24 protein-coding genes and 1 pseudogene are annotated in these 24,957 nt (G+C 64.7%); 16 read left to right on the forward strand and 9 right to left on the reverse strand.

Annotated elements, in window-relative coordinates; translation table 11 throughout:
• Window positions 1-104 precede the first annotated feature (104 nt).
• Window positions 105-1,361 carry a cytochrome P450 family protein gene (locus WN73_RS33600; RefSeq protein ID WP_271556454.1) on the forward strand — a complete coding sequence of 419 codons (1,257 nt, stop codon included), beginning with the start codon at window positions 105-107 and terminating at the stop codon, window positions 1,359-1,361.
• Between the two features lie 111 nt (window positions 1,362-1,472).
• A complete protein-coding gene (locus tag WN73_RS33605) occupies window positions 1,473-1,706 on the forward strand; it encodes a hypothetical protein (protein WP_028170893.1) in 234 nt (77 codons plus the stop codon).
• A 22-nt stretch (window positions 1,707-1,728) separates the two neighbouring features.
• Here WN73_RS33605 and WN73_RS33610 read toward each other — a convergent pair.
• The 4 genes and pseudogenes from WN73_RS33610 to WN73_RS33625 all read right to left on the reverse strand — a co-directional run bounded on the left by WN73_RS33610 (window position 1,729) and on the right by WN73_RS33625 (window position 6,043).
• Window positions 1,729-2,983, reverse strand: a pseudogene (locus WN73_RS33610) (DUF763 domain-containing protein).
• Between the two features lie 157 nt (window positions 2,984-3,140).
• Entirely contained in the window at window positions 3,141-4,067 is a 927-nt protein-coding gene (locus tag WN73_RS33615; RefSeq protein ID WP_271556456.1) for a PepSY domain-containing protein, read from the reverse strand.
• Window positions 4,068-4,247: 180 nt separating this feature from the next.
• Window positions 4,248-5,051, reverse strand: a complete 804-nt coding sequence (locus WN73_RS33620; protein ID WP_271556458.1) for an ABC transporter substrate-binding protein — start codon at window positions 5,049-5,051, stop codon at window positions 4,248-4,250.
• Between the two features lie 14 nt (window positions 5,052-5,065).
• Window positions 5,066-6,043 (reverse strand): tripartite tricarboxylate transporter substrate binding protein, encoded by a 978-nt coding sequence (locus WN73_RS33625; protein WP_271556460.1) that lies wholly within the window; start codon window positions 6,041-6,043, stop codon window positions 5,066-5,068.
• 108 nt (window positions 6,044-6,151) lie between these two features.
• Here WN73_RS33625 and WN73_RS33630 point away from each other — a divergent pair, with 108 nt between their 5' ends.
• The 8 genes from WN73_RS33630 (at window position 6,152) to WN73_RS33665 (ending at window position 13,375) form a co-directional block, all read left to right on the forward strand.
• On the forward strand, window positions 6,152-6,856 hold the full coding sequence (locus tag WN73_RS33630; protein ID WP_271556462.1) for a TetR/AcrR family transcriptional regulator: 705 nt from the start codon (window positions 6,152-6,154) through the stop codon (window positions 6,854-6,856).
• 75 nt (window positions 6,857-6,931) lie between these two features.
• Window positions 6,932-7,915, forward strand: a complete 984-nt coding sequence (locus WN73_RS33635) for an amidohydrolase family protein (RefSeq protein WP_271556464.1) — start codon at window positions 6,932-6,934, stop codon at window positions 7,913-7,915.
• Window positions 7,915-8,799: an amidohydrolase family protein gene (locus WN73_RS33640; RefSeq protein WP_271556467.1), complete on the forward strand. Its 885-nt coding sequence runs from the start codon at window positions 7,915-7,917 to the stop codon at window positions 8,797-8,799. The genes WN73_RS33635 and WN73_RS33640 overlap by 1 nt, the downstream gene beginning before the upstream one ends.
• Window positions 8,796-10,097 carry a C4-dicarboxylate transporter DctA gene (gene dctA / locus WN73_RS33645; protein WP_271556469.1) on the forward strand — a complete coding sequence of 434 codons (1,302 nt, stop codon included), beginning with the start codon at window positions 8,796-8,798 and terminating at the stop codon, window positions 10,095-10,097. Before WN73_RS33640 ends, dctA begins: the two co-directional genes overlap by 4 nt.
• Before the next feature lie 67 nt (window positions 10,098-10,164).
• Entirely contained in the window at window positions 10,165-10,878 is a 714-nt protein-coding gene (locus tag WN73_RS33650; RefSeq protein WP_011086622.1) for a PIG-L deacetylase family protein, read from the forward strand.
• Window positions 10,875-11,558 carry a 4-carboxy-4-hydroxy-2-oxoadipate aldolase/oxaloacetate decarboxylase gene (locus tag WN73_RS33655; RefSeq protein ID WP_028170900.1) on the forward strand — a complete coding sequence of 228 codons (684 nt, stop codon included), beginning with the start codon at window positions 10,875-10,877 and terminating at the stop codon, window positions 11,556-11,558. The genes WN73_RS33650 and WN73_RS33655 overlap by 4 nt, the downstream gene beginning before the upstream one ends.
• A 27-nt stretch (window positions 11,559-11,585) precedes the next feature.
• Window positions 11,586-12,455 (forward strand): hypothetical protein, encoded by an 870-nt coding sequence (locus tag WN73_RS33660; RefSeq protein WP_271556473.1) that lies wholly within the window; start codon window positions 11,586-11,588, stop codon window positions 12,453-12,455.
• Window positions 12,452-13,375: a DUF1932 domain-containing protein gene (locus WN73_RS33665; RefSeq protein ID WP_271556809.1), complete on the forward strand. Its 924-nt coding sequence runs from the start codon at window positions 12,452-12,454 to the stop codon at window positions 13,373-13,375. Before WN73_RS33660 ends, WN73_RS33665 begins: the two co-directional genes overlap by 4 nt.
• 18 nt (window positions 13,376-13,393) lie before the next feature.
• Here the strand turns inward: WN73_RS33665 and WN73_RS33670 are convergent, their stop codons facing one another.
• From WN73_RS33670 to WN73_RS33680, 3 genes are all read right to left on the reverse strand, one after another.
• Window positions 13,394-13,699 (reverse strand): hypothetical protein, encoded by a 306-nt coding sequence (locus tag WN73_RS33670; protein ID WP_038966273.1) that lies wholly within the window; start codon window positions 13,697-13,699, stop codon window positions 13,394-13,396.
• Between the two features lie 175 nt (window positions 13,700-13,874).
• Window positions 13,875-15,080 (reverse strand): amidohydrolase family protein, encoded by a 1,206-nt coding sequence (locus WN73_RS33675; protein WP_271556475.1) that lies wholly within the window; start codon window positions 15,078-15,080, stop codon window positions 13,875-13,877.
• 79 nt (window positions 15,081-15,159) lie between these two features.
• Window positions 15,160-16,401, reverse strand: coding sequence for an amidohydrolase family protein (locus WN73_RS33680; RefSeq protein ID WP_271556477.1), 1,242 nt, complete (start codon window positions 16,399-16,401; stop codon window positions 15,160-15,162).
• Window positions 16,402-16,543: 142 nt separating this feature from the next.
• On the opposite strand from WN73_RS33680, the gene WN73_RS33685 reads away from it, so the two are divergent.
• Both WN73_RS33685 and WN73_RS33690 read left to right on the forward strand, forming a co-directional pair.
• On the forward strand, window positions 16,544-16,963 hold the full coding sequence (locus tag WN73_RS33685; protein WP_271556479.1) for a nuclear transport factor 2 family protein: 420 nt from the start codon (window positions 16,544-16,546) through the stop codon (window positions 16,961-16,963).
• A 174-nt stretch (window positions 16,964-17,137) separates the two neighbouring features.
• Entirely contained in the window at window positions 17,138-18,046 is a 909-nt protein-coding gene (locus WN73_RS33690) for an amino acid ABC transporter substrate-binding protein (RefSeq protein WP_271556481.1), read from the forward strand.
• 52 nt (window positions 18,047-18,098) lie between these two features.
• Here the strand turns inward: WN73_RS33690 and WN73_RS33695 are convergent, their stop codons facing one another.
• On the reverse strand, window positions 18,099-19,340 hold the full coding sequence (locus tag WN73_RS33695; protein WP_271556483.1) for an MFS transporter: 1,242 nt from the start codon (window positions 19,338-19,340) through the stop codon (window positions 18,099-18,101).
• A 92-nt stretch (window positions 19,341-19,432) separates the two neighbouring features.
• On the opposite strand from WN73_RS33695, the gene WN73_RS33700 reads away from it, so the two are divergent.
• From WN73_RS33700 to WN73_RS33715, 4 genes are read left to right on the forward strand one after another with little or no spacing between them, the layout of a single operon-like run.
• Entirely contained in the window at window positions 19,433-19,918 is a 486-nt protein-coding gene (locus WN73_RS33700; protein WP_028170909.1) for a MarR family winged helix-turn-helix transcriptional regulator, read from the forward strand.
• Between the two features lie 2 nt (window positions 19,919-19,920).
• The gene (locus WN73_RS33705) at window positions 19,921-21,969 is read left to right on the forward strand and encodes an FUSC family protein (RefSeq protein WP_271556486.1); all 2,049 of its coding nucleotides are present in this window, start codon (window positions 19,921-19,923) and stop codon (window positions 21,967-21,969) included.
• Entirely contained in the window at window positions 21,966-22,172 is a 207-nt protein-coding gene (locus WN73_RS33710; RefSeq protein ID WP_028170911.1) for a DUF1656 domain-containing protein, read from the forward strand. Before WN73_RS33705 ends, WN73_RS33710 begins: the two co-directional genes overlap by 4 nt.
• Window positions 22,169-23,035: an efflux RND transporter periplasmic adaptor subunit gene (locus WN73_RS33715; protein WP_211433439.1), complete on the forward strand. Its 867-nt coding sequence runs from the start codon at window positions 22,169-22,171 to the stop codon at window positions 23,033-23,035. Before WN73_RS33710 ends, WN73_RS33715 begins: the two co-directional genes overlap by 4 nt.
• A gap of 666 nt (window positions 23,036-23,701) precedes the next feature.
• On the opposite strand, the gene WN73_RS33720 is transcribed toward WN73_RS33715, so the two are convergent.
• Window positions 23,702-24,913, reverse strand: a complete 1,212-nt coding sequence (locus WN73_RS33720; protein ID WP_271556490.1) for an acyl-CoA dehydrogenase family protein — start codon at window positions 24,911-24,913, stop codon at window positions 23,702-23,704.
• Window positions 24,914-24,957: the final 44 nt, after the last annotated feature.

The following is a 24,957-nucleotide window of genomic DNA, read 5'->3' on the forward strand; positions in this document are numbered from 1 at the left end:
GGTCGCGAGCATCGCGCTGGCGCAGCCAGCACCGGTTCCGGCCCTTGCACGTGGGTCCGCGCGCACCATCTGGTTGAGACGCCACCAACCAATCCGGTGATCCCATGGCACCGCGCCTCGATTTCACCAGCGAGGCCTTCTTTCGCGATCCGCCCGCGGCGATCGCGGCGCTGCGCGCCTCGGGCCCCGTGGTTGCGACGCGATTTCCTCTCGTCGGCGATGTCTGGATCACCACGACCCATGACGCCACCGCTGAGGTCCTGAAGGACGGCACCACCTTCACGCTGCGCAAGGAGGACGGCAAAGTTGCCGGCCTGCGCTGGTGGATGCCGAAGCTCGTCACCACCATCGCCAACAACATGCTGACCATGGACGAGCCCGATCACACGCGGCTGCGCAGCATCGTGGACGAGGCATTTCGCCGCCGCGCGATCGTGGCGATGGAGCCACGCATTCGCGCCATCGCCGACGGTTTGGCGAACGACCTGTTTGCCGATGGCAGCCCGGCCGACCTCGTCCAGTGTTACGCCCGCATCCTGCCGGTGTCGGTGATCTGCGAGCTGCTGGGCCTGCCCGCGGCCGATCGCCCGAGATTCGTCGCCTGGGCCAACAAGATGTCGTCGCTGACGAATGTCGTCAGCTTCTTCCGCCTGCTGTTCGCGTTCCGCAAGATGCGCGCCTACCTCGAACGGCAGTTGCAGATCGCGCGCGTGCGGGGCGGCGAGGGCCTGATCGCCGAGCTGGTCCAGGTCGAGCTCGAGGGCGGCCAGATCACGCCGGACGAAATGGTGTCGATGGTGTTCCTGCTGCTCGCGGCAGGCTCGGAGACCACCACGCATCTGATCAGCGGTTCGGTCTACGAGCTGCTCAGGAATCCGGCCTTGCGCGACTGGCTGGAGGAGGATTGGAGCCGCATCTCGCTCGCCGTCGAGGAATTCCTGCGCTTCGTCTCGCCCGTGCAGTTTTCCAAACCGCGCTATCTGCGGCGGGATGTCGAGCTTGCGGGCGTACGGCTGAAGAAGGGCGACCGTGTCATGGTCATGCTTGCCGCCGCCAATATGGACCCGGCGGTGCACGATCGCTCGGAGCGGCTCGACCTTACGCGCAAGCCGAACCGCCACATGTCGTTCGGAACGGGAATTCATTTCTGTCTCGGCCACCAGCTTGCGCGGATCGAGGCGACTTGCGCGTTGCAGGCGCTGCTTGCGCGATGGCCGAAACTCGAGCTCGCCGTGGACCCCGCGCAAATCCACTGGCGCAAGCGGCCGGGTATGCGTGCGATCGCGCGATTGCCTGTCGTTGCCGGCGGGAACCGCAGGCCGAGCCGTGGTGCCGCCGCCGAGCCGTTGCTCGCGGACTGACGCAGCGCACGCCGTGCCGGGAACAATGGCGCGCATCATCTTGCGTGGAGTGCGAAACAATCTCGTCGCGCAGGCGTTGCACCAATGCACGCAGCAGCAAGGGAGCAGTCCATGCCCAACGGCGGCAAGACGCATATCGGATCAGGCGCGCGCGGCAAGGGCGCGGGGACTGGCGCACTCACGGACATCGCAAAGGACAAGGTCGGCGACAACATGATCCTGTCGAACCGCGACAAGGCGCAACATTCCGACATTCGCGGCATGGACGGAAAGTTCATCCAGACGGAGCAGTACCAGGATCATTCGGCCAACCGGCTGCTCGACGACGAGGAGGCTGAAGACTAGGCGAGAGCCCCGAGCGGCAGCTTCAGGAGCCGGCCGATTTCTTCGAAGCGACGAGATCGCGCTCCCAGCCGAAGACGGAGCGGCCGTCGAGCTCGGGAGAGGCCGCGCGCTCGCCGGCGATGTAAGCCTCGACCGACGGTCCACGCGCGGTCCGCTCCAGCCGTCGCGCCTGGTCGTCGAGACGCCTGAGCGCCTGCATCTCTTCCTCGCGTCCGAGTTTTGCGTTCTGGATCGCGCCTTTCAGCACGCGGATGGTCTCGTCATAGACCTTGATCGGGACGGGGTAGGGGTGCCGGTCCTTGCCGCCATGAGCGAGCGAGAAACGGGCGGGATCGTTGAAGCGATAGGGGGCGCCGTGCACGACCTCGGCCACCATCGCCAGCGAACGCACCGTGCGGGCGCCGACGCCGGGCGTCAGCAACAGCTCCGGGAAGTCGACGGGGCCGCGCTCGGCGGCCGCAGCCAGCGTGCCGTGCAGGCGCCGCGCGAACACGTCCTTGGGCCTGACATCGTGATGCGCGGGCATGATCAGGTGCGGCAGCATCGCCTGCGCCGGTTCGGGTGCGGCTCCGGTGAGCCGCTCGAATTCGGCGACGATGCGATCGGGACCAAGATCGCCGAGGAGTTCGAGCTGCGCGCTGCGCGAGATATCGGCGCGGTGGTCGGTGAGATTGACGATCTCGCCTTGCTGCGGCCCGTCGATCGCGCTGTGCGGGGCGTCGACAAAACTCTTCAAGGCCTCGGAATGCCAGTGATAGCGGCGGGCCTGCCGCTTGTCGCCGTTCATGCCCTGCTGGCACCACCGTCCACTTGCCGCCGGCCGTGACGAAGAAGCCATGGAGATAGAGGTCGAAGCCGTCCTGCACGGCCGCGCTGTCCACCTTCGCGACCAGCCGGCTGGCGCGGGTGAGCTTTACGCCGTCGAATCCGACGCGCTCGCCGAGCTGCAACAGCTCGTCCGGCGTCTTGCGCGAATGCTGGCCTCGGCCACCGCAAACATAGATCCCGAGTTCGTCCTGCAGCGGGCCGAGCCCGCGCTTCAGCGCGCCGATCACCGAGGTGGTGATCCCCGAGGAGTGCCAGTCCATCCCCATCACGGCACCGAACGACTGGAACCAGAACGGATGCGATAGCCGCTGGAGAAACGCATCGCGGCCGTAATGATGCACGATCGCCTGCGTGACGATCGCGCCAAGCGAGGCCATGCGGCTCGCAAGCCACGGCGGAACCCGTCCGGTGTGGAGAGGAAGATCGGCGCTGCCGGTACGTCTGGTCATGTGTGCGGCAGACTAGCGCGATCCGGCGACCGTTGCATGAGGGGAATGCTGCATCGTGCTGCGTGACGAGGGAAAGGCCGGTGACCATCCCTCTCGATAGGATGCGGGACGCTCAGCCGGGCCGGTATGCGCAGTTGAATGCGTACGCGTTCTCCGATCAGGCGGCCTTGGCAACGGTTGCGCCAGGTTGCTTGTTCGATCGCGCTCGCGGCTTGCGCAGCTTCCGCCGCGCCCAGATCAGGAGGCCCGTTGAGAGCAGCGTTAGCAGTGCAATCGACGTCACGACGTTCAGAGGCGAAGCGATCAGGGCCGACCAGTTTCCCTCATGGATCAGGCGCGGCCAGTTGCGCGGCAGCGGTGTGACGCCCGATGAATTGACGGCATAGGCGCGCAGCTCCCCGTCCTCATAGATCCGCGCCATCATGCGACCGCCGCGCACGCCGATCGAGATCACATGCGACAGCTCGTGCGAATCTGCGACCATGCGAACAGCATCGGGCAGGGTAACGGGACGTCCGCCACCGCCGGCTGGAGCGGCGCCGCTCTGGAACGTCAGGCCGAACGCCATGCACAGGCCGGTCAGCGGGCTCAGCAGGATCAGCGGCAACGCAAACCATGCGGTGCCCTTGTGCCATCCGGACAGCGAATTGCGCAGGCGCGGCAGTCCCATGAGGAGGCCGAGCACCATCAGGGACACCATGGCGATGGTCGAGCTTGTCACCAGCCACGCCTGGCCGAGCAGCCGTTCATGCGTGACGCGGGCCCACAGGAAGAGATCGGGAAGGCTGGAGCCCGCGGCAGCGGGCTCGCCCGTTGCGAGATCGATCGCCGAGGTGCCGGCGCCTTGCAGCGTCATGCGCTGGCTCGCGGCATTGACCGAAAGCCCGCGCGCCCTGCTATCCGGATCATACCGTTTCACCAGCTCGACGATGCGCCCGGCGTCGATCGCCGGACCACTGATGCCACTGACTTGCACCAGCGGCTCGAAGGACAGAATCAGTCCGGTGGCGATGATCGCGAGCAGGGGCAGCGCGAAGACCAGCGTGATCCATCGATGCAGTGTCAACAATAGAGGTTTGTTCATTCTCGGTCTCCGGCGATCTCACGCTTTCGTCGCCCAGCGCAGCCCCGAAGACCAATGACGCTTTGTCCATGTTGCTGCGTTGATTTGCAGCAAACGGAGTAAGCGATGTTGGCGAATGCCAATCGCTTGCACCTGGGCGGAGAGCGTCTGGCGGTCCGCGGAGCGGGCGGAGAATTGAGTCTACTTGCGCGTCGCCTTGGTCGCGCCGCGCAGGCCGGCCTGCTGCTGGATCGTGTCCAGCGCGCCGGAGGACTGCTCTTCCGTCACGAAGCGATTGAGCATGGGAAGCGCGTCCTCGCGCCCCCGGGGGATCGCGATGGCCATGTGCTCCAGCCCCCAATTGCCGTCGAGGATTTTCGCGCCCGGCATCTGGTCGGACATCTCGAACAGCGTCGGCTTGTTGGTGGCGTAAAGGTCGATCTCGCCGCGCCCGAACATGCCGATGGCGGCCTTGACGCTTTCGGCGGGAACGATGGTCGCGTTCTTGAACTTCGCCGGCAGCGTTCGCTCGGAGGTCGAGCCTTTGGTGACGCCGATCTTCACGCCGGGCTTGTCGATATCCTCGACCTTGCCGACCGGCGAGTTCGCCGGAACGAGATAGCCGAGCTCGATCGCCAGCACGGGCTGGCTGAAGCTGACCTCGCTGGCACGGGCCGGAGTGGCATTGGTCACGGTGAAATCGACGCGGTCGTCGTGAATCGCGGTGACGATGTCGGCGACGCGCTCGAACCTGACATAGTCGACGCCGACGCCGAGCCGTTTTGCAAGCTCGCCGCCGAGATCGTAGGCGAGGCCGTGCGGCTTGCCGGCCGCATCTGTTACCATCGAGGTCGGGCTGCCCGGATAGATGCCGACCCGCAAGGTGCCGCTCGGCGCCAGGAGCTTTGCTTCGCCGTCGGCCTTCGCGAACGAGCCGGAGAGGCCGACGGTTGCAAACGCGAGCAGGGCGGCGAGCGCACCGTGCCTCCAGGAAGATATCCTCATCAGACGATCCCGCCTTACTGCGCGCGGATGTTGGCGGCCTTCAGCACCGGCTCCCATTTGGTCGCCTCGGCGTGCATGTAGGCATCAAAGTCCTTGGCGGAGGAGCCGACCGGAGCTGCGCCGATCTTGCCGAGCGTCGACAGCACGTTGGGGTCTTGCAGCGCGGCCTTGAGGTCGGTCTCGAGCTTGGACACGATCTCCGGCGGCATTTTTGCCGGGCCCAGCACGCCCCACCAGACCGAGACGTCGTAGCCTGGCACGCCAGCCTCGGCGATGGTCGGAACATCCGGCAGCGCCTTGGAGCGTTCGGCTGATGTCACCGCGAGCGCGCGCACCGGGCCGCCTTCGAGCTGGCCGATCGCCTCTGCAAGCGGATTGATGCTGAGCGGGATCTCGCCGGCGATGACGGCGGTCAGTGCCGGCGCGCCGCCCTTGTAGGGGATCGCGACGATCTTGGTGCCGGACATGTATTTGAGCAGCTCGCCGGCAAGATGCGCGGACGTGCCGTTGCCGGACATGCCGTAGGAGAGCTTGTCCGGCTCCTTCTTGGCAGCGGCCAGGAGATCGCCGAGCGTCTTGTAGGGGCTGTCCTTCGCCACCACGATTGCGAGTGGAGAAGAGGCCACTTCGGTAATCGCAGTGAAATCCTTGAACGTGTCATAGGGCACGCTCGGGTAGATGAACTGGTTGAGCGGATGGCCGCTCGCGACCAGGATCAGTGTGTAGCCGTCCGGCGCAGCCTGCGTCAGCGCCTGCGAGGCGACGATGCCGCCGGCGCCGGGACGGTTGTCGATCACCGGCTGCTGGCCCCAGGTCTTGGCCAGCGCCTGGCCGAGCGTGCGCGCGAGCACGTCGACCGCGCCCCCGGCCGCGTAGGGCACCAGGATGTGGACCGGCTTGCTCGGATAATTCTCAGCCTGCGCGGCGTTCGCCGCCAGCAGCAAGCCCGCACCGACCACGAGCCGACCAATTGTTGTGTTCAAACCCAGCATTTTCCCAGCACTCCATTCGCCCCTGCTGCGGTCTTCCGAACCGCCCGGGGACGTCTCGCATCGTTTTTGTTGACGAGACCTGATCTTTTGTACGATAGTACAAATAACATGGTACGCAAGCCCACCAGCAAGGAAACGGCCCGCAAGCCGAACATGCGCGAGGCGATCCTCGCCGCGGCCGAGGAGCTGTTCGCCACCAACGGCTTCAATGCCGTGTCCGTGCGCGACATCGCACAGGCCGCCGGCGCCAATCCCGGCAGCGTGACCTATCATTTCAAGACCAAGGACGGCCTGCTGCTGGAGATCTACCGGCGCCATTGCGGGCCGATGAATCTCCGCCGCTCCGAGCTGCTCGCCGCCGCCAGGCGCGTGCGCGATCTCCAGGACCGGCTGGAGGCGATCGTGCGGGCCTATGTGGTGCCGGCCTTCACCTCGGGCAGCGATCTTGCCGGTGGTGGGGCGCGCTTTACGCGGCTGCGCGCCGTGATGTCGGCGGAAGGCAACGAGGTTGCGCGAAAAATCATCGCGCAGACCTTTGACGACACCAGCCACGCCTTCATCGACGCGGTCCACGAGAGCCTGCCGCACATTCCGCGCACCGACATCGTATGGCGCAGCCATTTCCTGCTCGGTGCACTCTATTATTCGCTGGTGACGCCGGACCGCGTCTCACGCCTGTCGCGTGGCGAGGCCGACGGCAGTGACGCGGCCAGCGCCATCGAGCAACTGGTGCAAGCCACCGTCGCCGCGTTCCAGGCGCCGCCGCTCGACCAGCCGGCGCGCCGGCGGCAGGTCGTCAGCAGCAAGACTTGAAAGAAACCGCCCGAGTGGAGGCGCGTAACAGCGCTTCCGCTCGCAAGCGGACCATGTGACAGGGTGTTTTGGGAAATGAACAGGCGGGAGTGCTTGCATCTCTTGTCCGGGCTGGCCGGTGCCGCGCTCGCGAGTGAAGCGCGCGCGCAGGGGGCCGAGCCCAAGACAGAACCGAAGGCCGAACCCAAGGCGATCCCCACGATCACGCCGCCGGATCCAAATCCGAAGGTGCCGTCCTTCAAGCTGCCGCCGACATCCTGCGACACCCACACCCATATTTTTGGCCCGGCGTCGCGTTATCCCTTCGCCGAGAAGCGTCCCTACAACACGGCGGATGCGCCGCTGGAGGCGTTTCGCAGCGTTCACGAGAAAATCGGCGTCGAGCGCTGCGTGATCGTGAATGCCACCGTGCACGGCACCGACAATCGCGTCGTCACCGACGCCATCGCCCAGAGCGAGGGCGCCTACAAGGGCATCGCCAACGTCGACGACGAGATGACCGAGAAGGAACTCGCGGCGCTCGACAAGGGCGGCATCTGCGGCTGCCGCTTTGCCTTCCTCAAGCGCCTTGGCGGCGTCGGCGACATGGCAAAATTCCAGCGCATCGTGCACCGCGTCGCCGAGCTCGGCTGGCATATCGACGTCTATTTCGAGCCGGGGACGATCGCCGAATTCGCGTCCATTCTCACCGCGCTGCCGACGCCCTACGTGATCGACCACATGGGCACGGTGCAGGCGAGGAAGGGGCTCGACGATCCCGGCTTCACCGCGCTGCTGGATCTCCAGAAGAAGGACGAGAAGTGCTGGGTCAAGATCACCGGTCTCGAGCGCGCGTCTGCGGCCGGCAAGCCGTTCCATGACGCCGTGCCGTTTGCGAAGGCGCTGATCGACAATGCGCCTGATCGCGTCATCTGGGGCACCGACTGGCCGCACCCCAACGTCAAGATCATGCCGAATGACGGCGAGATCGTCGACCTGATCCCTCTCTTTGCGCCCGAAGCAAGAGTCCAGCAGAAGCTGCTGGTCGACAATCCGGCGCGCCTGTTCAAGTTCACCTGATGACGATGATGTACACGCCGACCATTCCGCCGCCCGATCCGAACACGCGCACGCCGAAGTTCAAGCTGCCGAAACTGTCGTGCGACGCGCATTGCCACATCTTCGGGCCCGGCGCGAAATATCCCTATGCGCGCGATCGTTCCTACACGCCGCCGGACGCACCGCTGGAGGATTTCCGTGCGCTGCACGCCAAGCTCGGGGTGGAGCGGGCGGTCATCGTCAATGCGAGTGTGCACGGGACCGACAACACGGTCGCGCTCGATGCGATCGCAGAGAGCAATGGCGCCTACCGTGCGGTCGCCAATATCGACGACACCATCGCCGAACGCGGGCTTCGCGTGCTGCACGACGGCGGCTTCCGCGGCTGCCGCTTCAATTTCGTCCGCCATCTCGGCGGCGTTCCCGACAAGCGCGTGTTCGACCGCATCATCGCGATGGTTGCGCCGCTCGGCTGGCACATCGACCTGCATTTCGACGCGATCGACCTGCCTGAATATGCCGACATGCTGACGAAGCTGCCGCTGAGCTACACCATCGACCATATGGGGCGGGTGAAGGCGTCGGACGGGCTCGACCAGCTTCCGTTCAGGATTTTGATCGAGCTGATGCAGCGCGACGAGAAATGCTGGGTCAAGATCTGCGGCTCCGAGCGTGTGTCCTCGGCCGGCCCGCCCTTCACTGACGCCGTGCCGTTTGCGCGCAAGATCGTCGAGACTGCGGTTGACCGTGTCATCTGGGGCACGGACTGGCCGCATCCCAACGTCAAGGTGATGCCGAATGACGGCGACCTCGTCGATTTGATCCCGCTGTTCGCGCCGGAGCCGGAGGTCCAGCAGAAGATCCTCGTCGACAACCCCGCGCGCCTGTTCGAGTTCGACCAATGACGTCATTCGCGATCGACAAGCCGCGCGGCCGCGCCTGGTGGAAGGAGCTCTGGATCCAGGTGCTCATCGCCATGGCGGCCGGCATCGCGCTTGGGATCGTAAGCCCCGAGGCGGGTGCCAAGATGCAGCCGCTTGGGGATGCCTTCATCAAGGCGATCCGGATGCTGATCGCGCCGATCATCTTCTGCACCGTCGTGCACGGCATCGCCCATATGGCCGACATGGCGCGCGTCGGGCGCGTTGCGGTGAAGGCGATCGTCTATTTCGAGATCATGACCACGATCGCGCTGATTATCGGGCTCGTCGCGGTGAACCTGCTCAGGCCTGGCGTCGGCATGAACATCGATCCCGCCAGCATCAATGCCAGCGCGATCGAGCCATACGTCAAGCAGACTAGCGTCATCGGCTTCGTGCCGTTCCTGATGAACATCGTTCCTGCCACGTTCATTGGCGCGTTTGCCGAGGGCAACATCCTCCAGGTGCTGTTCATCTCCGTTCTGTGCGGCTTTGCATTGGTGCAGCTCGGCGAGCGCGCCGCGCCGCTGGTGCATCTGATCGACCTCGCCGCCAAGATGGTGTTCGCCGTCGTCGGCTTCGTGATGTGGGCGGCGCCGATCGGGGCGTTCGGCGCCATTGCCTTCACGGTCGGCAAGTTCGGCGTCGGCTCGCTGGCCTCGCTCGGTAAGCTGCTGGGCGGCTTCTATCTCACTTGCGTCATCTTCATCATCGTGGCGCTCGGTCCCGTGGCGCGGCTGTGCGGCTTCTCGCTGCTCAAGCTGATCCGCTACATCTGGGAGGAGCTGTTGATCTGCATCGCCACGACCTCGTCGGAGACGGTGCTGCCGCGGATGCTGACCAAGCTGGAGAAGGCGGGCTGCGAGAAGAGCGTGGTTGGCCTCGTCATCCCGACCGGCTATTCCTTCAATCTCGACGGCACTTGTCTTTACCTCGCCGCGGCCTCGGTGTTCCTGGCGCAGGCGACCAACACGCCGTTCGGGCTCGCCGAGCAGGTCGAGCTGCTGCTGATCCTGCTCGTGACCTCCAAGGGCGCGGCGGGCATTGCAGGCGCGGCCTTCGTCGTGCTGGCGGCGACGCTGTCGGCGACCGGCACCATTCCGGTGACGAGCGTCGCGCTGGTGCTCGGCATCCACCGCCTGATGTCGCAGGGGCTGACGCCGACCAATTTGATCGGGAACGCGGTTGCGACCATCGCGATTGCCAAATGGGAAGGCGCGCTCGACGGCGAGCGCCTGCGGCGCGTGCTCGACGGCGAGGAACAAGCGGCCGTCACGGCCTGATGAATTGGCTGCCTGCACGAGGCGGGCGGCCTATGAAGCCTACGAACGAAAGAGGGGAGTTTGTCCCATGAAAACAGGTCTCGTCGTCACCGCCCATCCGGGCGATTTCGTCTGGCGCGCCGGCGGCGCCATCGCGCTGCATGCGAAAAAGGGCTATCGCATGAAGATCGTCTGCATGTCCTTCGGCGAGCGCGGCGAGAGCCAGTTCGCCTGGAAGGAGAAGGGCGCGACGCTGGAATCGGTCAAGGCCGGCCGCAAGGACGAGGCGGAGCGGGCGGCCAAGCTGCTCGGTGCCGAGATCGAATTCTTCGACTGCGGCGACTATCCGCTGAAGCTGACGGAAGCGCATTTCGACCGCATGGTCGACATCTACCGCGAACTCAATCCGAGCTTCGTGCTGACGCATGCGCTGGAAGACCCCTATAATTTTGACCATCCGAACGCCGCGCATTTCGCGCAGGAGACCCGCGTGGTCGCGCAGGCCATGGGCCACAAGCCCGGCGCGCAGTACAAATATTCGGCTCCGCCGGTGTTCCTGTTCGAGCCGCACCAGCCGGAGCAGTGCAACTACAAGCCGGACCTGCTCCTCAAGATCGATGAGGTCTGGAAGGAGAAGTACGAGGCGTTCCAGATCCTGGCCGCACAGAAGCATCTCTGGGGCTATTACGAGCGTGTTGCGCTCAACCGCGGCATCCAGGGCAGCCGCAACACCGGCGTGCCGATGACCTATGGCGAGGCCTATCAGCGTCTGTTCCCGACGGTTGCGGAGGAGCTCGCATGAAGTCCGTCGTCGTTCGCAGCATCAAGCGTGCCGATCCCGCCGGAATGGCAGAGTACGGCGTCTCGACCGTGCACGAGGCCTATGGCCGCATCGGCCTGATGAAGCCGTATCTGCGGCCGGTCTGGGCAGGTGCGTCGATTGCCGGCCCGGCCGTCACCGTGCTAGCGCAGCCCGGCGACAACTGGATGATCCATGTCGCGGTCGAGCAGTGCAGGAAAGGCGACATCCTCGTCGTCGGCTGCACCACCGACAACACCGATGGCATGTTCGGCGAGCTGCTCGCGACCTCGCTCCAGGCGCGTGGCGTGCAGGGGCTGATCATCGATGCCGGCTGCCGCGACGTCAAAGCGCTGCACGAGATGAAGTTTCCGGTGTGGTCGCGCGCGGTCTCGGCCAAGGGCACGGTCAAGGCTACGCTCGGCTCGGTCAACGTCCCCGTGGTCTGCGCCGGCGTCAACGTCGATCCCGGCGACATCATCGTCGCCGATGACGACGGCGTCGTGGTGGTGCCGAAGCGCTATGCTGCCGAGGTCGCCGTAAAGGCGAACAAGCGCAACGCGGACGAAGGCGGCAAGCGCAAGCGGCTGGCCTCGGGCGAACTCGGTCTCGATATGTACAGCATGCGCGAGGCGCTGGCGAAGGCCGGTCTTGTCTATGTCGACAATCCCGAGGACGTCTGAGCGAAATAAGGGAAGCGGAGCGGGCGGATGGATCGTCTCAAGCTGAAGGCCGTGCTCGGCAGTCACCCCCATGTGCAGGCGGTGAAGAGCGGCGAGCTGCGCTCCGACCTGTTCGACCTCGACTTCATCGAGTACACGCCGACCAACACCGCGTTCAAGCCGATGGTGCGTGAGCAGGCGTTCGATGTCTGCGAGATGGCGATCGTCACCTATCTGATGGCGAAGGCCCACGGCAAGCCGCTGGTGCTGCTGCCGGCGACCATGCTCGGGCGTTTCCAGCATTCCTATGCGCTGTATAATCCCTCGCATGGGACGCTCGGGCCGTCCGATCTCGAAGGCAAGCGCGTCGGCATCCGCTCCTTCACGACGACGACGGGCGCCTGGATCAGGGGCATCCTCGCCAACGATTACGGCGTCGATCTCGACAACATTCGCTGGGTGACGTTCGAGGATCCGCATGTCGCCGAATATGTCGACACCACCGAGCGCGCGCCGAAGGACAAGAAGATCCTGCAGATGCTGCTCGACGGCGAACTCGATGCCGTCCTCGGCGAGACCTCCAACGATCCCAGGCTGAAGCCGCTGTTCCCGGATCCTGCGACGGAAGCCGCCACATGGTACGCCCGCCGCGGTGTCGTGCCGGTCAATCATCTCGTGGTCGTGACCGAACAGCTTGCGAAATCGCGGCCTGATGTGGTCGCGGGCGTCTATGATCTCCTCAAGCGGAACAAGGCGCACGTGGGACCCGCCGCAACGCCGGACCTCGTCCCGTTCGGGATCGAAGCCAACAGGAAGCCGCTCGAATTGATCGTCGACTATGCATTCCAGCAGGCGTTGATCCCGCGCCGCTATGCGGTCGAGGAGCTGTTCGACGAGACGACACGAGGATTGAACTGATGTCGGATCCGAGACGATGGCAGATCGGGCTGGTCGGCTACGGCGAGGTCGGCCGGATATTGGCCGAGGATTTGCGCCAGCAGGACATCAAGGTTGCCGCCTATGACATCAAGCTCGGGGGCGAGCAGGATACTGCGCTGAAACAGCATGCGGCGAAATTCGGCGTTGGCCTTGCGGCCTCTCACGCCGAGTTGACCGCGAAATCCGATTTCATCATCTCTGCGGTCACGGCAAGCCAGGCCGTTCCGGTCGCAAAGGCCTGCGCCGCCGCGATCAATCAGGGCACCTGGTTCCTCGATTTCAACTCGGCCTCGCCCGGCGCCAAGCAGCGCGCCGCGGCGCTGATCGACGGTGCTGCCGGGCGCTATGTCGAGGGTGCGGTGATGACTTCGGTGCCGCCGTATCGCATCAAGGTGCCGCTGCTGCTCGGCGGCCCCGGTGCCAGGGAGCTGGAGCCGCTGCTGAACGCCATCGGCTTTGCGGCGAAGGTCGCGAGCGACAAGCTCGGCGTGTCCTCCGCGGTGAAGATGTGCCGCAGCATTATGATCAAGGGCCTCGAGGCCATGGTGATCGAAAGCTTCACCACCGCGCGCGCCTATGGCGTGGAGGATGCCGTGCTGGCCTCGCTCGCAGAAACGTTTCCCGCCATCAACTGGGAGAAGCAGGGCGCCTATTTCTTCCAGCGCGTGATCGAGCATGGCCGCCGGCGTGCCGAGGAGGTGCGCGAAGTTGCCGAGACGGTGCGCGAAGCGGGACTGACGCCGTGGTCGGCGCAGGGCACGGCCGAGCGGCAGGCCTGGGTCGCCGATCTCGCCGATGAAGGGCTGTTCGGCACCAGGGGCACCGGGGAGTTTGCCCGCAGCGCCGACTGGCGCATCGAGGCCGACCGGATCCTCGCGAAGATCAATCGCGCGAAGTAGGGCGACGCCGGCTCAGGACTATGCCGCGCGAACGCCCATGAGCTCGTCGCGGGTGCGTTCGATCAATGCCATCAGGCTTTCGGCCTTGCGGACCAGCCGATCGCTCGCGGCTTCGGTCCGGAATTCCGCGCGGATCGCCCGAATGCACTTGTCGGCCGTGTCGAGCGCCATAAGCGCACGTGTCAGGTCATCCTGAGTCTGGACATCAGCGAGATCGAGGTCCGACAGGACGTGCCCGATGCCGTCGAGCCGCTTCACGGCGACCTCGCTCGGTGTTCTTGCTCGAACGGAATGAATGTCGATGCTGCTGAATGCGCTGAACATGTCCATGCTTCCCCGTTGAATGCAGACTTCAGTGCAGGCCCTACTATGACCGGCACCGCGGGACTTGCAATGCGCGCACCTATCGGGAATCGGAGAGAATCTACTATCCGGGATTCTACCGTATTCGGAATTCTGGAAAGCTTGGCGGTAACATCGAACGGAAAGCGGCCGGTCGTCAGCCGGATTTCCCTACAATCCTGCCGTTCGCGGCGACGAGCCTGCCGTCCTTGTAGACGGAGCGCCCTTGCGGCACCGCGACGACGGCCTCGGGAACGTGTTCCGCATTCAGCGCCACGAAATCGGCCTTCGCGCCGATTCGCAGGCCATAGCCTTCGAGCCGGAGCGCCTTTGCGCCTGATGCGGTGACGACGTCGAATGCGGCGCGCAGTTCCTCATCGATGTTGAAGCCGGAACGGTAGCCGAGCGTCGTGGCCCGGCGCAGCATGTCGCCGTCGCCATAAGGCCACCAGGAATCGCGGATGTTGTCGTTGCCGCTGAAGACGGTCACGCCGGCATTGCGCAAGGCGAGGATCGGCGGAAACGGCCGCGCGCCCGGTGCGTTGGTCATGATCGCGACGCCGGAGCGGGCGAGGATCTCGGCGACCTTCTTGAGGTAATCCGCGGGGATGTCGCCGAGCCCGTAGGCGTGGCTGACTGCAACGCGCCCCTCCATGCCGAGCGCGCGCGTGCGTGCCGCAATCTGCTCGATCTCGAAGGCGCCCAATGTGCCCATGTCGTGCAGATGGATGTCAATGTCGACGCCGTGCTTATTGGCGACGCCGAACACGACGTCGAGATGCTTTTCAACGTCGCGATCGAAGCTCGCGGGATCGAGCCCGCCGACGAGGTTGGCGCCAAGCCCGATGGCCTCGTCGAGCAGTTGCGCCGTGCCCGGGCTCGACAGGATGCCGCTCTGGGGAAAGGCGACGAGCTGGATGTCGATCAGGCCGTTGTATTCCTCGCGCACGCGCAGGATCGTCTCGAGCGATTTCAAGCCGACCGAGCCGTCGACCATGACGTGGCTGCGCATCTGCGTGGTGCCGTGTCCGATGCAGAGATCGAGCTGGTTGCGCGCCCGCACGTCCATCGGCGCGGCCTCGGCCATGTTTTGCGCCTGGAAGGCGACGCGTTCGTGCACGTTGAATCCGTCGGTGCACGGCTTGTGCGGCCGCCAGGCGTCGCCATAGAAACTGGTGTCGAGATGAATGTGGCCTTCGACGAAGCCGGGAACGACGAGGGCATCTTTGAGGTCGATCGTCTCGGCACCGGCGGGTGGCTGGTCAACGGACGTGATTGCGGCGATGCGTCCGTCCTTGACCGCGATGTGATGGCGGGTGCCGCCGTCGAAGCGTGCGTTGAGGAAGAGTGTGTCGAAGGCCATCCGGTTCCTCCGTTGGATGATCTGCGGAGTGTTGCGCGGGCCGCGGGGCGGGCGCAAGGCACGGCAAGGTGAGGGCTGCTCAGCGTCCGGGGCTGAACAGAGTGGGCCGCTGCCGCGCAAAAGTCTGCTGGCCAGCCTTGAAGCCCATCATGACATCAGGAAGCTCGGCGATGGCGAAGCGGCTGTCTTGCGTGTCGAGCACGATGAGATCGGCGGGATTGCCGACCTTGATGCCGTAATCGCCGAGGTTCATCAGCCGTGCCGGCAGTTCGGTCACGAGATCGAGGCAGATGTCGAAGTCGCTGACCGAGGCGTGGGCGACGTTGGCGTAGAAATTCGCCATCCGCAGCAGCGAGGCGTCGCCGAACGGCGTGAACGGATTGAGCACGTTGTTGGTCGCGACCGAGCACAACACCCCGTCTCCGGCGAGCTTGTGGGCGAGCGTCAGTCCGCGCGGCGCGTTGTGGGTGGCCTCGCGCCCCATCAAATAGAGATCGGTCGCGGGCAGCACGGTGACGGCAACGCCGGCTTTCGCCAGTTGCGCGGTGGCAGCTTTCAGCGGCTCCGGCGGCAACGCGGAGAGTTTCGTGGCATGACCGACCGCCACGCGTCCCCCGTAGTTGCGCCGCTCGGTTTGCCGGCACACCTCGTCGAGGTGCCACCAGGATGGGTCGAGGTCGAAATCGAGATGGAGATCGACGTCGACGTCGAATTCCTGCGCGAGATTGAAGATGCGCTCGAGGTGAGCATTCGGGTCGGTGTCCATATAGGGACAGCCGCCGATGGTCTCGCCGCCGTCGCGCAGCGCCTGGATCAGCAGGTCCTCAGCTCCGGGATCGTTGGTCAGGCCCTCCTGCGGAAAGACGCAGAGCGACAGGTCGATCGCCCAAGCATAGTCGCGCTTGAGCGCCTTGACCGCCTCGAAGCCGCGCAGGGCAATGCGCGGGTCGATCTCGACATGCGTGCGCATTCGCGTCGTGCCGTGCACGATGGCGCGCTCGAGCACGCGGGCACCGCGCGCGTAGACGTCCTCGACCGTAAAGTCCTTTTTCATCCCGGCAACGGCACGGATCGCCTCCGAGACGCTGCCGTGATTGTGCCCGCAGCGGCCGAGCAGGCAGGCCTTGTCGAGGTGGATGTGGGTGTCGACGAAGCCGGGGAGGGCGAGGTGTCCGCCGACATCGACCTCGACGGCCTCGCAGGTCAGCCCTGGCTCGATCGCGGCGATGCGGCCGCTCTTCACGCCGATATCGACGGGTGCGGCGGATGATCGCAACAGCGCGTTCCGGAAGATCAGGTCGAAGGCGGTCTGACTTGTCATGGCACTTGCGGGCGGAATTTAGAGCAATCGGCCGAGATTGGCGGCTCCAGATTGTCGGCAGTCTAGCGAAGGAAATGTTCAAAATATATGCACGGAGTTCGCGGGAGTGGCGTTAGTATTCCGCAAACCCGGGAGAATTAGCATGTCCGTTGCCGCACGAGCCGAAACCGCTCCGTTGTCCGATGCCGCGATTGTGGAGGCCTATCTTACAGCATCGATGATCCCTGATCCCGATGCTGCGGCAGCCTATATGGCGCCGGGTACGGTGATTACCTTCACCGGCGGACGCGAGTTCGATCATCCGCGCGGCCCGACAGGCTTCAACGCCAAGCGCTACCGCTGGGTCAAGAAGAAGATGGACCGATTCGACGTCTGCCCCGGCGATGGCGAAACCATCGTTTATAGCGTCGGCACGCTTTACGGCGAGTGGAAGGACGGTACACCGTTCGAGGGCAACCGTTACATCGATCGCTTCGTGGTGCGGAAAGGCAAGATCACCAAAATGGACGTCTGGAACGACAGCGCGGAGCGCATCCTGGTCCAACGGAGCATCGACGCGTAAGGGCTATCTCGGTGCCCGGGCCGAGCCGCTCCGCCGGAGACAACTGCCGCGCGTCATATCGAAAGTCGCGATAGTTGGTAGACGCGGCCTCGTCTGGCGGCTGGCGCATGTCTGGGCTATCACCGCCGCGATCGCGTCTCGACACGAGTCGACGACCCCCTTGAGGAGCAGCCGATGCGCTTACCCACCGTTATCCTGGCCCTGACATGTCTTGCGGGCGCAGCTTCAGCCGAAGACCTGTCGGGCACGCTCCAGAAGGTCAAGGAGACGAAGAAGATCACGCTCGGCTATCAGGAGGCGTCCGTTCCCTTCAGCTATCTGGACGGAAACCAGAAGCCGGTCGGCTTTGCCATGGACATCTGCCTGAAGATCGTCGACGCCGTGAAGAAGCAGCTTGGCATGCCCGACATCGTCGTCGAGACTCTCGCGGTGACGTCGTCGAACCGCATCCCGCTGATGGTCAACGGCACGCTCGACCTGCATTGCTCGGCGACCACCAACAACGCCGACCGCCAGAAGCAGGTCGCCTTCACCAACACGCACTTCCTCAGCGCGACGCGGTTTGCTGCGAAGAAGGCCGCCAAGATTAACACCATCGACGATCTCAAGGGCAAGGCGGTCACGGCAGTGGCCGGGTCGGTCAACCTGACCCAGCTCGCCAAGGTCAACACCGAGCGCACTCTCGGCATCAACATCATGCCGGCCAAGGACCAGGCCGAGGCCTTCCTGCTGCTTGAAACCGATCGCGCCCAGGCCTACGCGCTCGATGACGTCCAGCTCGCGGTCGCGATCGCGCGCTCGAAGGAGCCGGCGCTGTTCATGATCAGCGAAGAAACGTTCTCGAAGCCCGAGCCCTACGGGATCATGCTGCGGCGGGAGGACGCGCCGTTCAAGGCGCTGGCCGATCGTGCCACGGCAGAGCTCTATGCGAGCCCGGAGATCGAGGTCCTCTACAAGAGGTGGCTGGAATCGCCGACGCCGCCGAACGGCCTCAACTACAACGTCCCGATGTCGCCCGCTCTGCGCAACGCCTACAAGAAGCCGAGCTCGAGCGCCGATCCGGATGTCTATGTGGTGAACTGAGGCGAGGGTGGCTTGCACCTCTCCCCGCTGGGGAGAGGTGCACACTGCGAACTCATCTTGATCTGTCTTGACGCGTCCGCGGCGTATCCAGTAACTGGCCGGCCAGCGCCGCGCCGATTGCTGCAATCGCAGCCATCGCCAGCGCCCAGGTCGCGAACAGCCGATGACCGATCAGCGCGCCGCTCAAGAGCGGGGCGCTGATGTTTGCGCCCGACATCAGGGACTGATTGAGACCCATGATCATGCCCTGGCGGTTGATCGCGGTCGAGCGCGACAATTCCGCGGTCAGCGTGCTGCGGGCGAACATGGTGCCCACGATGATCAGCGTCAGATAGATCGCGAGCAGGCTGACATTGTTGCCGGCCGCCAACCCCGCGAATCCAAGGCCCATGCAGGCGAACGCTGCCATCACGATGGCGCGGTCGGAAGCGATCAGGTTCGCGCGCGCGATCAACAGTCCCTGGACCATCATGTTGATGAAGCCCGCATAGGCGAACATCCAGCCGAGCTCGCGTGCCCCGAAGGGATGCCCGTCCCAGGAGAACCGCGCCGAGAGGAACAGGCCGATCTGCGACAGGAACATCGAATTGACGAAGAAGAAGACGATGAGCAGGCCGAGCAGCCGCCAGGCGTAGCGCATGCCGAACAGGCTGCGCGTCAGCGTCGGCTCAGGCACGCGATGCTGGTAGAGCGGCTCGGAGGCCGGATGATCGGGCGGGAGCAGGGCGATGGTCGCGAAAATGCTGATCAGCGAGAGCGCCGCCGCAGCCCAGACTGGCGCGGTCTGGCCGTAGTGCACGAGGAAGCTCGACAGCGCGGGGCCGAGCAGCAGCCCGGTTCCGATCGCGCCGCTGGTCATGCCGAGCGCCTGCTTGCGCGTTGCCGGCGCGCTGTGCTCGGCGGCATAGGCGTGAGCGACCGAGATGTTGCCTGATGTCAGGCCGTCGATGATGCGCGCCAGGAACACCAGTGTCAGGTTGCCCGCCAATGCCAGCAGCACAAATCCGATGAACGTCCCGATTTGGCTGACCAGCAGGACCTTTCTGCGACCGTAGCGGTCCGAGACCATGCCGACCACGGGGCCGGCAACGAGCTGGCAAACGGCATAGACTGAGATCAGCGCGCCGAGCTGGAAGGGCGTGGCGCCGAGTCGCTGCGAATAGAATGGCAACAGCGGCAGGATGATTCCCATTCCCGTGGCATCCACGGCTACGACGACGAAGGTCGGGACGAGCGCCAGCGCGCTCTCGCCCGCTATCGCCTCTCGTATCTCAGTCGCGGAACCCGGTCCCATCCTGCGTTGTTCCCGTTCGCATTTGCGTGATCGATCGCGCTACGCCGGGTTATATAGTTGCAGGCTAATAGTTCGCGTCCTATCTAATTTGCATGGCACCCTCGCAAGGCTTTATCCATGCCGAAATCGGCCGGCTCATCACGCGCCTCGGCAGGATGTGGCGGCGCGAGTCCGATCAGGCCTTGTCCGATCACGGCCTGTCCTATGCGACCGCGATTCCGCTGCTGCTGCTGTCGCGCCAGGGTGAGAACGTGCGTCAGGGCGTGCTTGCCGACGAGCTCGGCATCGAGGGGCCATCGCTGGTGCGTCTGATCGACCTGCTCCAGGCCGAAGGCCTGGTGGAGCGCCGCGAGGACCCGACCGACCGGCGTGCCAAAACGCTACATCTGACGAAGGCGGGCGAGGCCAAGGTCGAGGAGACCAATCGCGTGCTGCGTAGGGTGCGGGCAAGCCTGCTCAAGGATATCGGCGCGGATGAACTTGCGATAACCTTCGAGACGCTCCAGCGCATCGAGCAGCGGGCCGGTCGCCTGCATGAAGCCAAGATGTTTGCCAGGACGTTTGCAGAGTCGAAATAGTCATGCGCGCAGACGAGCCGTTCCTGGTCCGCCACGCGGACCTCGTTTTCGCTTTGAAGACGTTCGCCGCGTCGATGCTGGCGCTCGTCATCGCGCTCGCCATGGACCTGCCGCGGCCCTATTGGGCGATGGCGACAGTCTACATCACCTCGCAGCCGCTGGCGGGCGCGACCAGCTCGAAGGCGTTCTTCCGGGTGATGGGCACGCTGGCTGGCGCGGCCATGACGGTCGCGCTGGTGCCGAACCTAATCGATGCGCCGGAACTCCTCTGCCTCGCCATCGCGCTCTGGGTCGGGCTCTGTCTTTATCTCTCGCTGCTCGACGGCACGCCGCGCAGCTACGTCTTCATGCTGGCCGGATACACGGTCGCGCTGATCGGCTTTCCCTCGGTGTCGGAGCCCGGCGCGATCTTTGACACTGCGGTGGCAAGGCTTGAGGAGATCTCGCTGGGTATCATCTGTGCCAGCCTGGTCTCGACCATCGTATTTCCCCGCAGCGTCGCGCCTGCTGTGGCTCACCGGGTCGACGCCTGGCTGGCGGACGCGCGGCGCCTCAGCCAGGTCGTGCTGTTGCGCGAGGGCACCAGCGAAACGCATCGCGCCAAGCGCCTCAAGCTCGCGACCGACATCGTCGAGATCGACACGCTCTCCACCCATCTCGCCTATGACAGGTTGACCGATCGCAATGCGGTGACCGGCCTCGGTGAAATCAGGCTGCGCATGCTGACGCTGTTGCCGGTGATCGCCTCGCTGGAGGACCGGCTGGCGGCGCTCGGCGAGGAGGCCTTGCGGCGGCAACCCGGGCTGAAACGGCTCCTGGAGGATCTCGCGCAATGGATCGCGAGCGATGTCGGCGCGCTCCAGCCGGCCGAGCGAATCCGGGCCGCGATCTCGGAGCAGCAGGCGGTGCTCGATGACGGCGCCGACTGGGAACGGATCATCACCACCAGCCTGTTGTTGCGGCTGCGCGAGCTGGTCGACCTCTCGCGCGATTGCCGTGCGCTGACCGAGGCGATTGCCGAGAACCGCAATGTTGCAACGATCGACCTGGCGTTTCATTCCGAGGCCGGTGCCGCGCCCGTCCGCCACCGCGACCGCGGCCTTGCATTGTGGTCGGCGGCCGGCGCGGTCGTGGCCATCCTGATCTGCTGCGCGTTCTGGATCGGGACCGGCTGGCCAGACGGCGCATCGGCGCCGATGATGGCAGCGGTCGCATGTTCGTTCTTCGCGGCGCAAGACGAGCCCGCACGCTTCATTCGCAGTTTTGGTCGGTGGTCGCTGGTCGCCATCGTCGTCGTTGCGGTCTATCTGTTCGCGGTGGTCCCCGCGATCTCCCATATCGAGGTCCTGGTGGTCGCACTCGCGCCGACCTTTCTGCTCTACGGCTTCTTGATCGGCCGTCCGGCTACGGCGGGAACCGGGACGGCGCTCGCGGCCAACACTGCAACCCTGCTTGCAATCCAGTCGACCTACAGCGCGGACTTTGCGTCCTACGCCAATTCCGCCGTTGCCTTCTTCGTCGGCATCGTCGTCGCCGAGATCGTGACGCGGATCGCGCGCGGCGTCGGCGCGGAATGGATCGCCAATCGCCTGGTGATGTCGAACTGGAAGTCGATCGCGGTCGCCGCCGAACGGCGCGGCAAGCGCGACCGCGCGGAGTTTGCGGGTCTCATGCTACACCGGCTCGGGCTTCTGGTGCAGCGTATCGCGTTTCTGTCGGAGAGCGATCGCCGCGATACCGACAGCCTTGTCCAGCTTCGTATCGGGATCAACATCATCGACCTGCGCCGCGCGCGTTACGGGCTTGCGGCATCCACCATTGCCGTCATCGACGACATGCTCGATCGGCTCGCCGTCGCTTGCCGCGGCTACGCCGGCGACGGAATGCCGGCCGAGCTGCTGACCAGCGTCGACCGGGCGCTGGCCCAGGCGGTGAAGGATCCCAATGACAGCGCGCGCGAAGACGCCCTGATAGGTCTCGTCGGCATCAGGCGTGGCTTGTTTCCGGACGCGCCGGCTTATCGGCCGCGCGCAGAAAGTGTTGCGGCATGAGATATGTGATCGACATCTACGGCGTGCTCGTGCCGTCGCTGCTGCTGTGGATCATTGTCGCTTACGTCCTCAGCGCGATTCTGCGCCGGCTCATGCAGCGCTTCGACCTCTACCGGCTGGTCTGGCACCGCGCGCTGTTCGATTTTTCGATCTTCGTCTGCCTTCTCGGCGGCGTCGTCTACCTCTCGGAGTATCTTTCATGAAGGGCAATTTCGCCTGGCTCGGCCGCCTCGCGCTGACCGTCATCGTTGTCGTCGCCGCGCTCGCAGTGGGCCGCGAGCTCTGGGTCTACTACATGGAGCAGCCCTGGACCCGCGACGGCCGCGTCCGCGCCGACGTGGTCCAGGTCGCGCCCGACGTGTCCGGATTCGTCACCGAGGTGCTGGTCAAGGACAACCAGAAGGTCCGCCGCGGCGACGTGCTGTTCCGGATCGACCGCGAACGTTTCGCGCTGGCGCTGCGCCAGGCCGAGGCGTCGGTTGCGGGTCATCAGGCGACGCTCGATCAGGCCAATGCCGATCTGAAGCGTTACAACGCGCTGACGACCGACGCGGTGTCGCAGCAGAAGCAGGAGCAGGTTCTCGCCACCCAGCTCCAGGCCAAGGCATCCTTCGATCAAGCCGTGGCCGATCGCGCGTTGGCGCAGCTCAACCTCGACCGCAGCGAGGTCCATGCCTCCGTGAACGGTGTGATCACCAACATGGACCTGCGCCCCGGCGCCTACGTCACGGCCGGGAAGGGCGTGATGGCGCTGGTCGATACCGACACGCTGCATGTGGAAGGCTATTTCGAGGAGACAAAGCTCGCGCGCATCCGCACCGGTGACAAGGTGCGGGTCCGCCTGATGGGCGAGAAGGTCACGCTGTCAGGCCGCGTCGAGAGCATCGCCGCCGGCATCGAGGACCGCGACCGCGCCGAGGGAGCCAGCATGCTCGCCAACGTCAACCCGACCTTCAGTTGGGTGCGGCTGGCACAGCGTGTCCCGGTGCGCATCGCGCTCGATCCGGTGCCGGAGAACATGTCGCTGGTCGCCGGTCGCTCCGCGACGGTGGAGGTATTGGACTAGCGCAGCGAGCAGATGGATCGTGCCTGGCTTGGGGAAAAGCCGGCAATAAGCGTTTCAATGCCAAATCGTAGGGCTAATCCTGATTCGCGTGTGTGAGTCGGGGGAGCGTATGGGCGTTTGGTTTTTAGTCCTAGCAGCCTGCGTCGTCGGCGCGTTGCTCCTTTTGGCATTCTGCCGATAGGGCCGACTGCGGATGCTCTTGTTGCCGCGAAACATCAGCGAGCCGCTGAATAGCGGTTCCAGAGCGATGGTTTTTGACTGTGCATGGATGAGCGCGTTCACTTCCGGCGTTGGAGGCGGACGTGAGTTGGTTGCTTGTGCTTATCATCGCTGCGAGCGCAATGGTGTTGATCGCTCATGCGATTGACGCGATGCGTTCCTGATACTCTTTGAGACCCGGTTTCATCGGTAGTCAAGTAAGCCAAGAGAATGTTCCGCGGCCAGCGAGTGTCAATTTGAGGAACTTGGCCCCGCGAGCCAAGGTTGTCACAGCAGGAGGAATACGATCATGCTTATGTTTTACCTGCCGATCATAATCTTCAACGCAATGCTCGAAGCAATTACGAAGCAGAAGAATGTGCCGGTATCCATCGATGAGCCGCCAAGCTTCGATTAGACTCCGATCTCAATGCGTTGGCTTCGATGCTTGCTGAGGCCAACGTCCCCTCAGGCATTTGAATACTTCTTCAGCTCGAACCGTGCGATCTGGTTCCTGTGTACCTCGTCCGGGCCGTCAGCAAGGCGCAGCAAACGTGCGGTGGCATAGGCCTGAGTCAGGCCGAAATCATTCGAGGTGCCGCCGCCGCCATGGGCCTGGATCGCCCAGTCGATGACCTGGCAGGCCATGTTGGGCACGGCGACCTTGATCATCGCGATCTCGCTTTTCGCCACCTTGTTGCCGACCGTGTCCATGGCGTAGGCGGCGTTCAGCGTCAGCAGCCGGGCCTGCTCGATCATGATGCGGGCTTCCGCGATGCGCTCCTGCGTCACCGTCTGCTCGGAGACCGGCTTGCCGAAGGCGACGCGGCTGCGCACGCGGCGGCACATCTTTTCCAGCGTGCGCTCGGCAAGGCCAATCAGGCGCATGCAGTGGTGGATGCGGCCGGGGCCGAGGCGCCCCTGCGCGATCTCGAAGCCGCGGCCTTCGCCGAGCAGCATGTTCTCCTTCGGGACGCGCACATTGGTGAAGACGACTTCGGAGGCGCGGTCGGGCACGCCGTAGAAGCCGAACACGGGGAGGGGACGCTTCACCTCGATGCCTGATGTATCCATCGGCACCAGGATCATGGATTGCTGCTTGTGGCGGTCCGGATTGTCAGGATCGGTCTTGCCCATGAAGATGCAGATCTTGCAGCGCGGGTCGGTCGCGTTGGTGGTGTACCATTTGCGCCCGTTGATGACGTAATGGTCGCCGTCGCGCACGATCGAGCTCTCGATGTTGGTCGCGTCGGACGAGGCGACCGCAGGCTCGGTCATGGCGAAGCAGGAGCGGATTTCACCCGCGAGCAGCGGCTTCAGCCAGCGCTCCTTGTCCTCTTTCGTGCCGTAGCGCTCCAGCACCTCCATGTTGCCGGTGTCGGGCGCCGAGCAGTTGAACACTTCGGGCGCAAGATGCGAGCGGCCCATCACTTCGCAGAGCGGGGCATATTCGAGATTGGTGAGGCCCGCGCCGTGGCTCGATTCCGGCAGGAACAGGTTCCAGAGGCCTTCCGCGCGCGCGAGCGGCTTCAGTTCTTCGACGACGGGATAGACCTTCCAGGGCCCGAGCTCCTCGGCCTCGCGATAGAACCGCTCCTCATTGGGATAGATGTGCCGGTCCATGAAGCTTTCGAGCTTGCGCTTGAGCTCGACGACTTTGGGCGACATCGGGTAAAGCATCTTACGTCTCCTTGATCGATGGACGGCGCGGACTTCAGCGTGAT

It is taken from the genome of Bradyrhizobium sp. CCBAU 45394 (assembly GCF_028128655.1).
Taxonomy (GTDB): domain Bacteria; phylum Pseudomonadota; class Alphaproteobacteria; order Rhizobiales; family Xanthobacteraceae; genus Bradyrhizobium; species Bradyrhizobium diazoefficiens.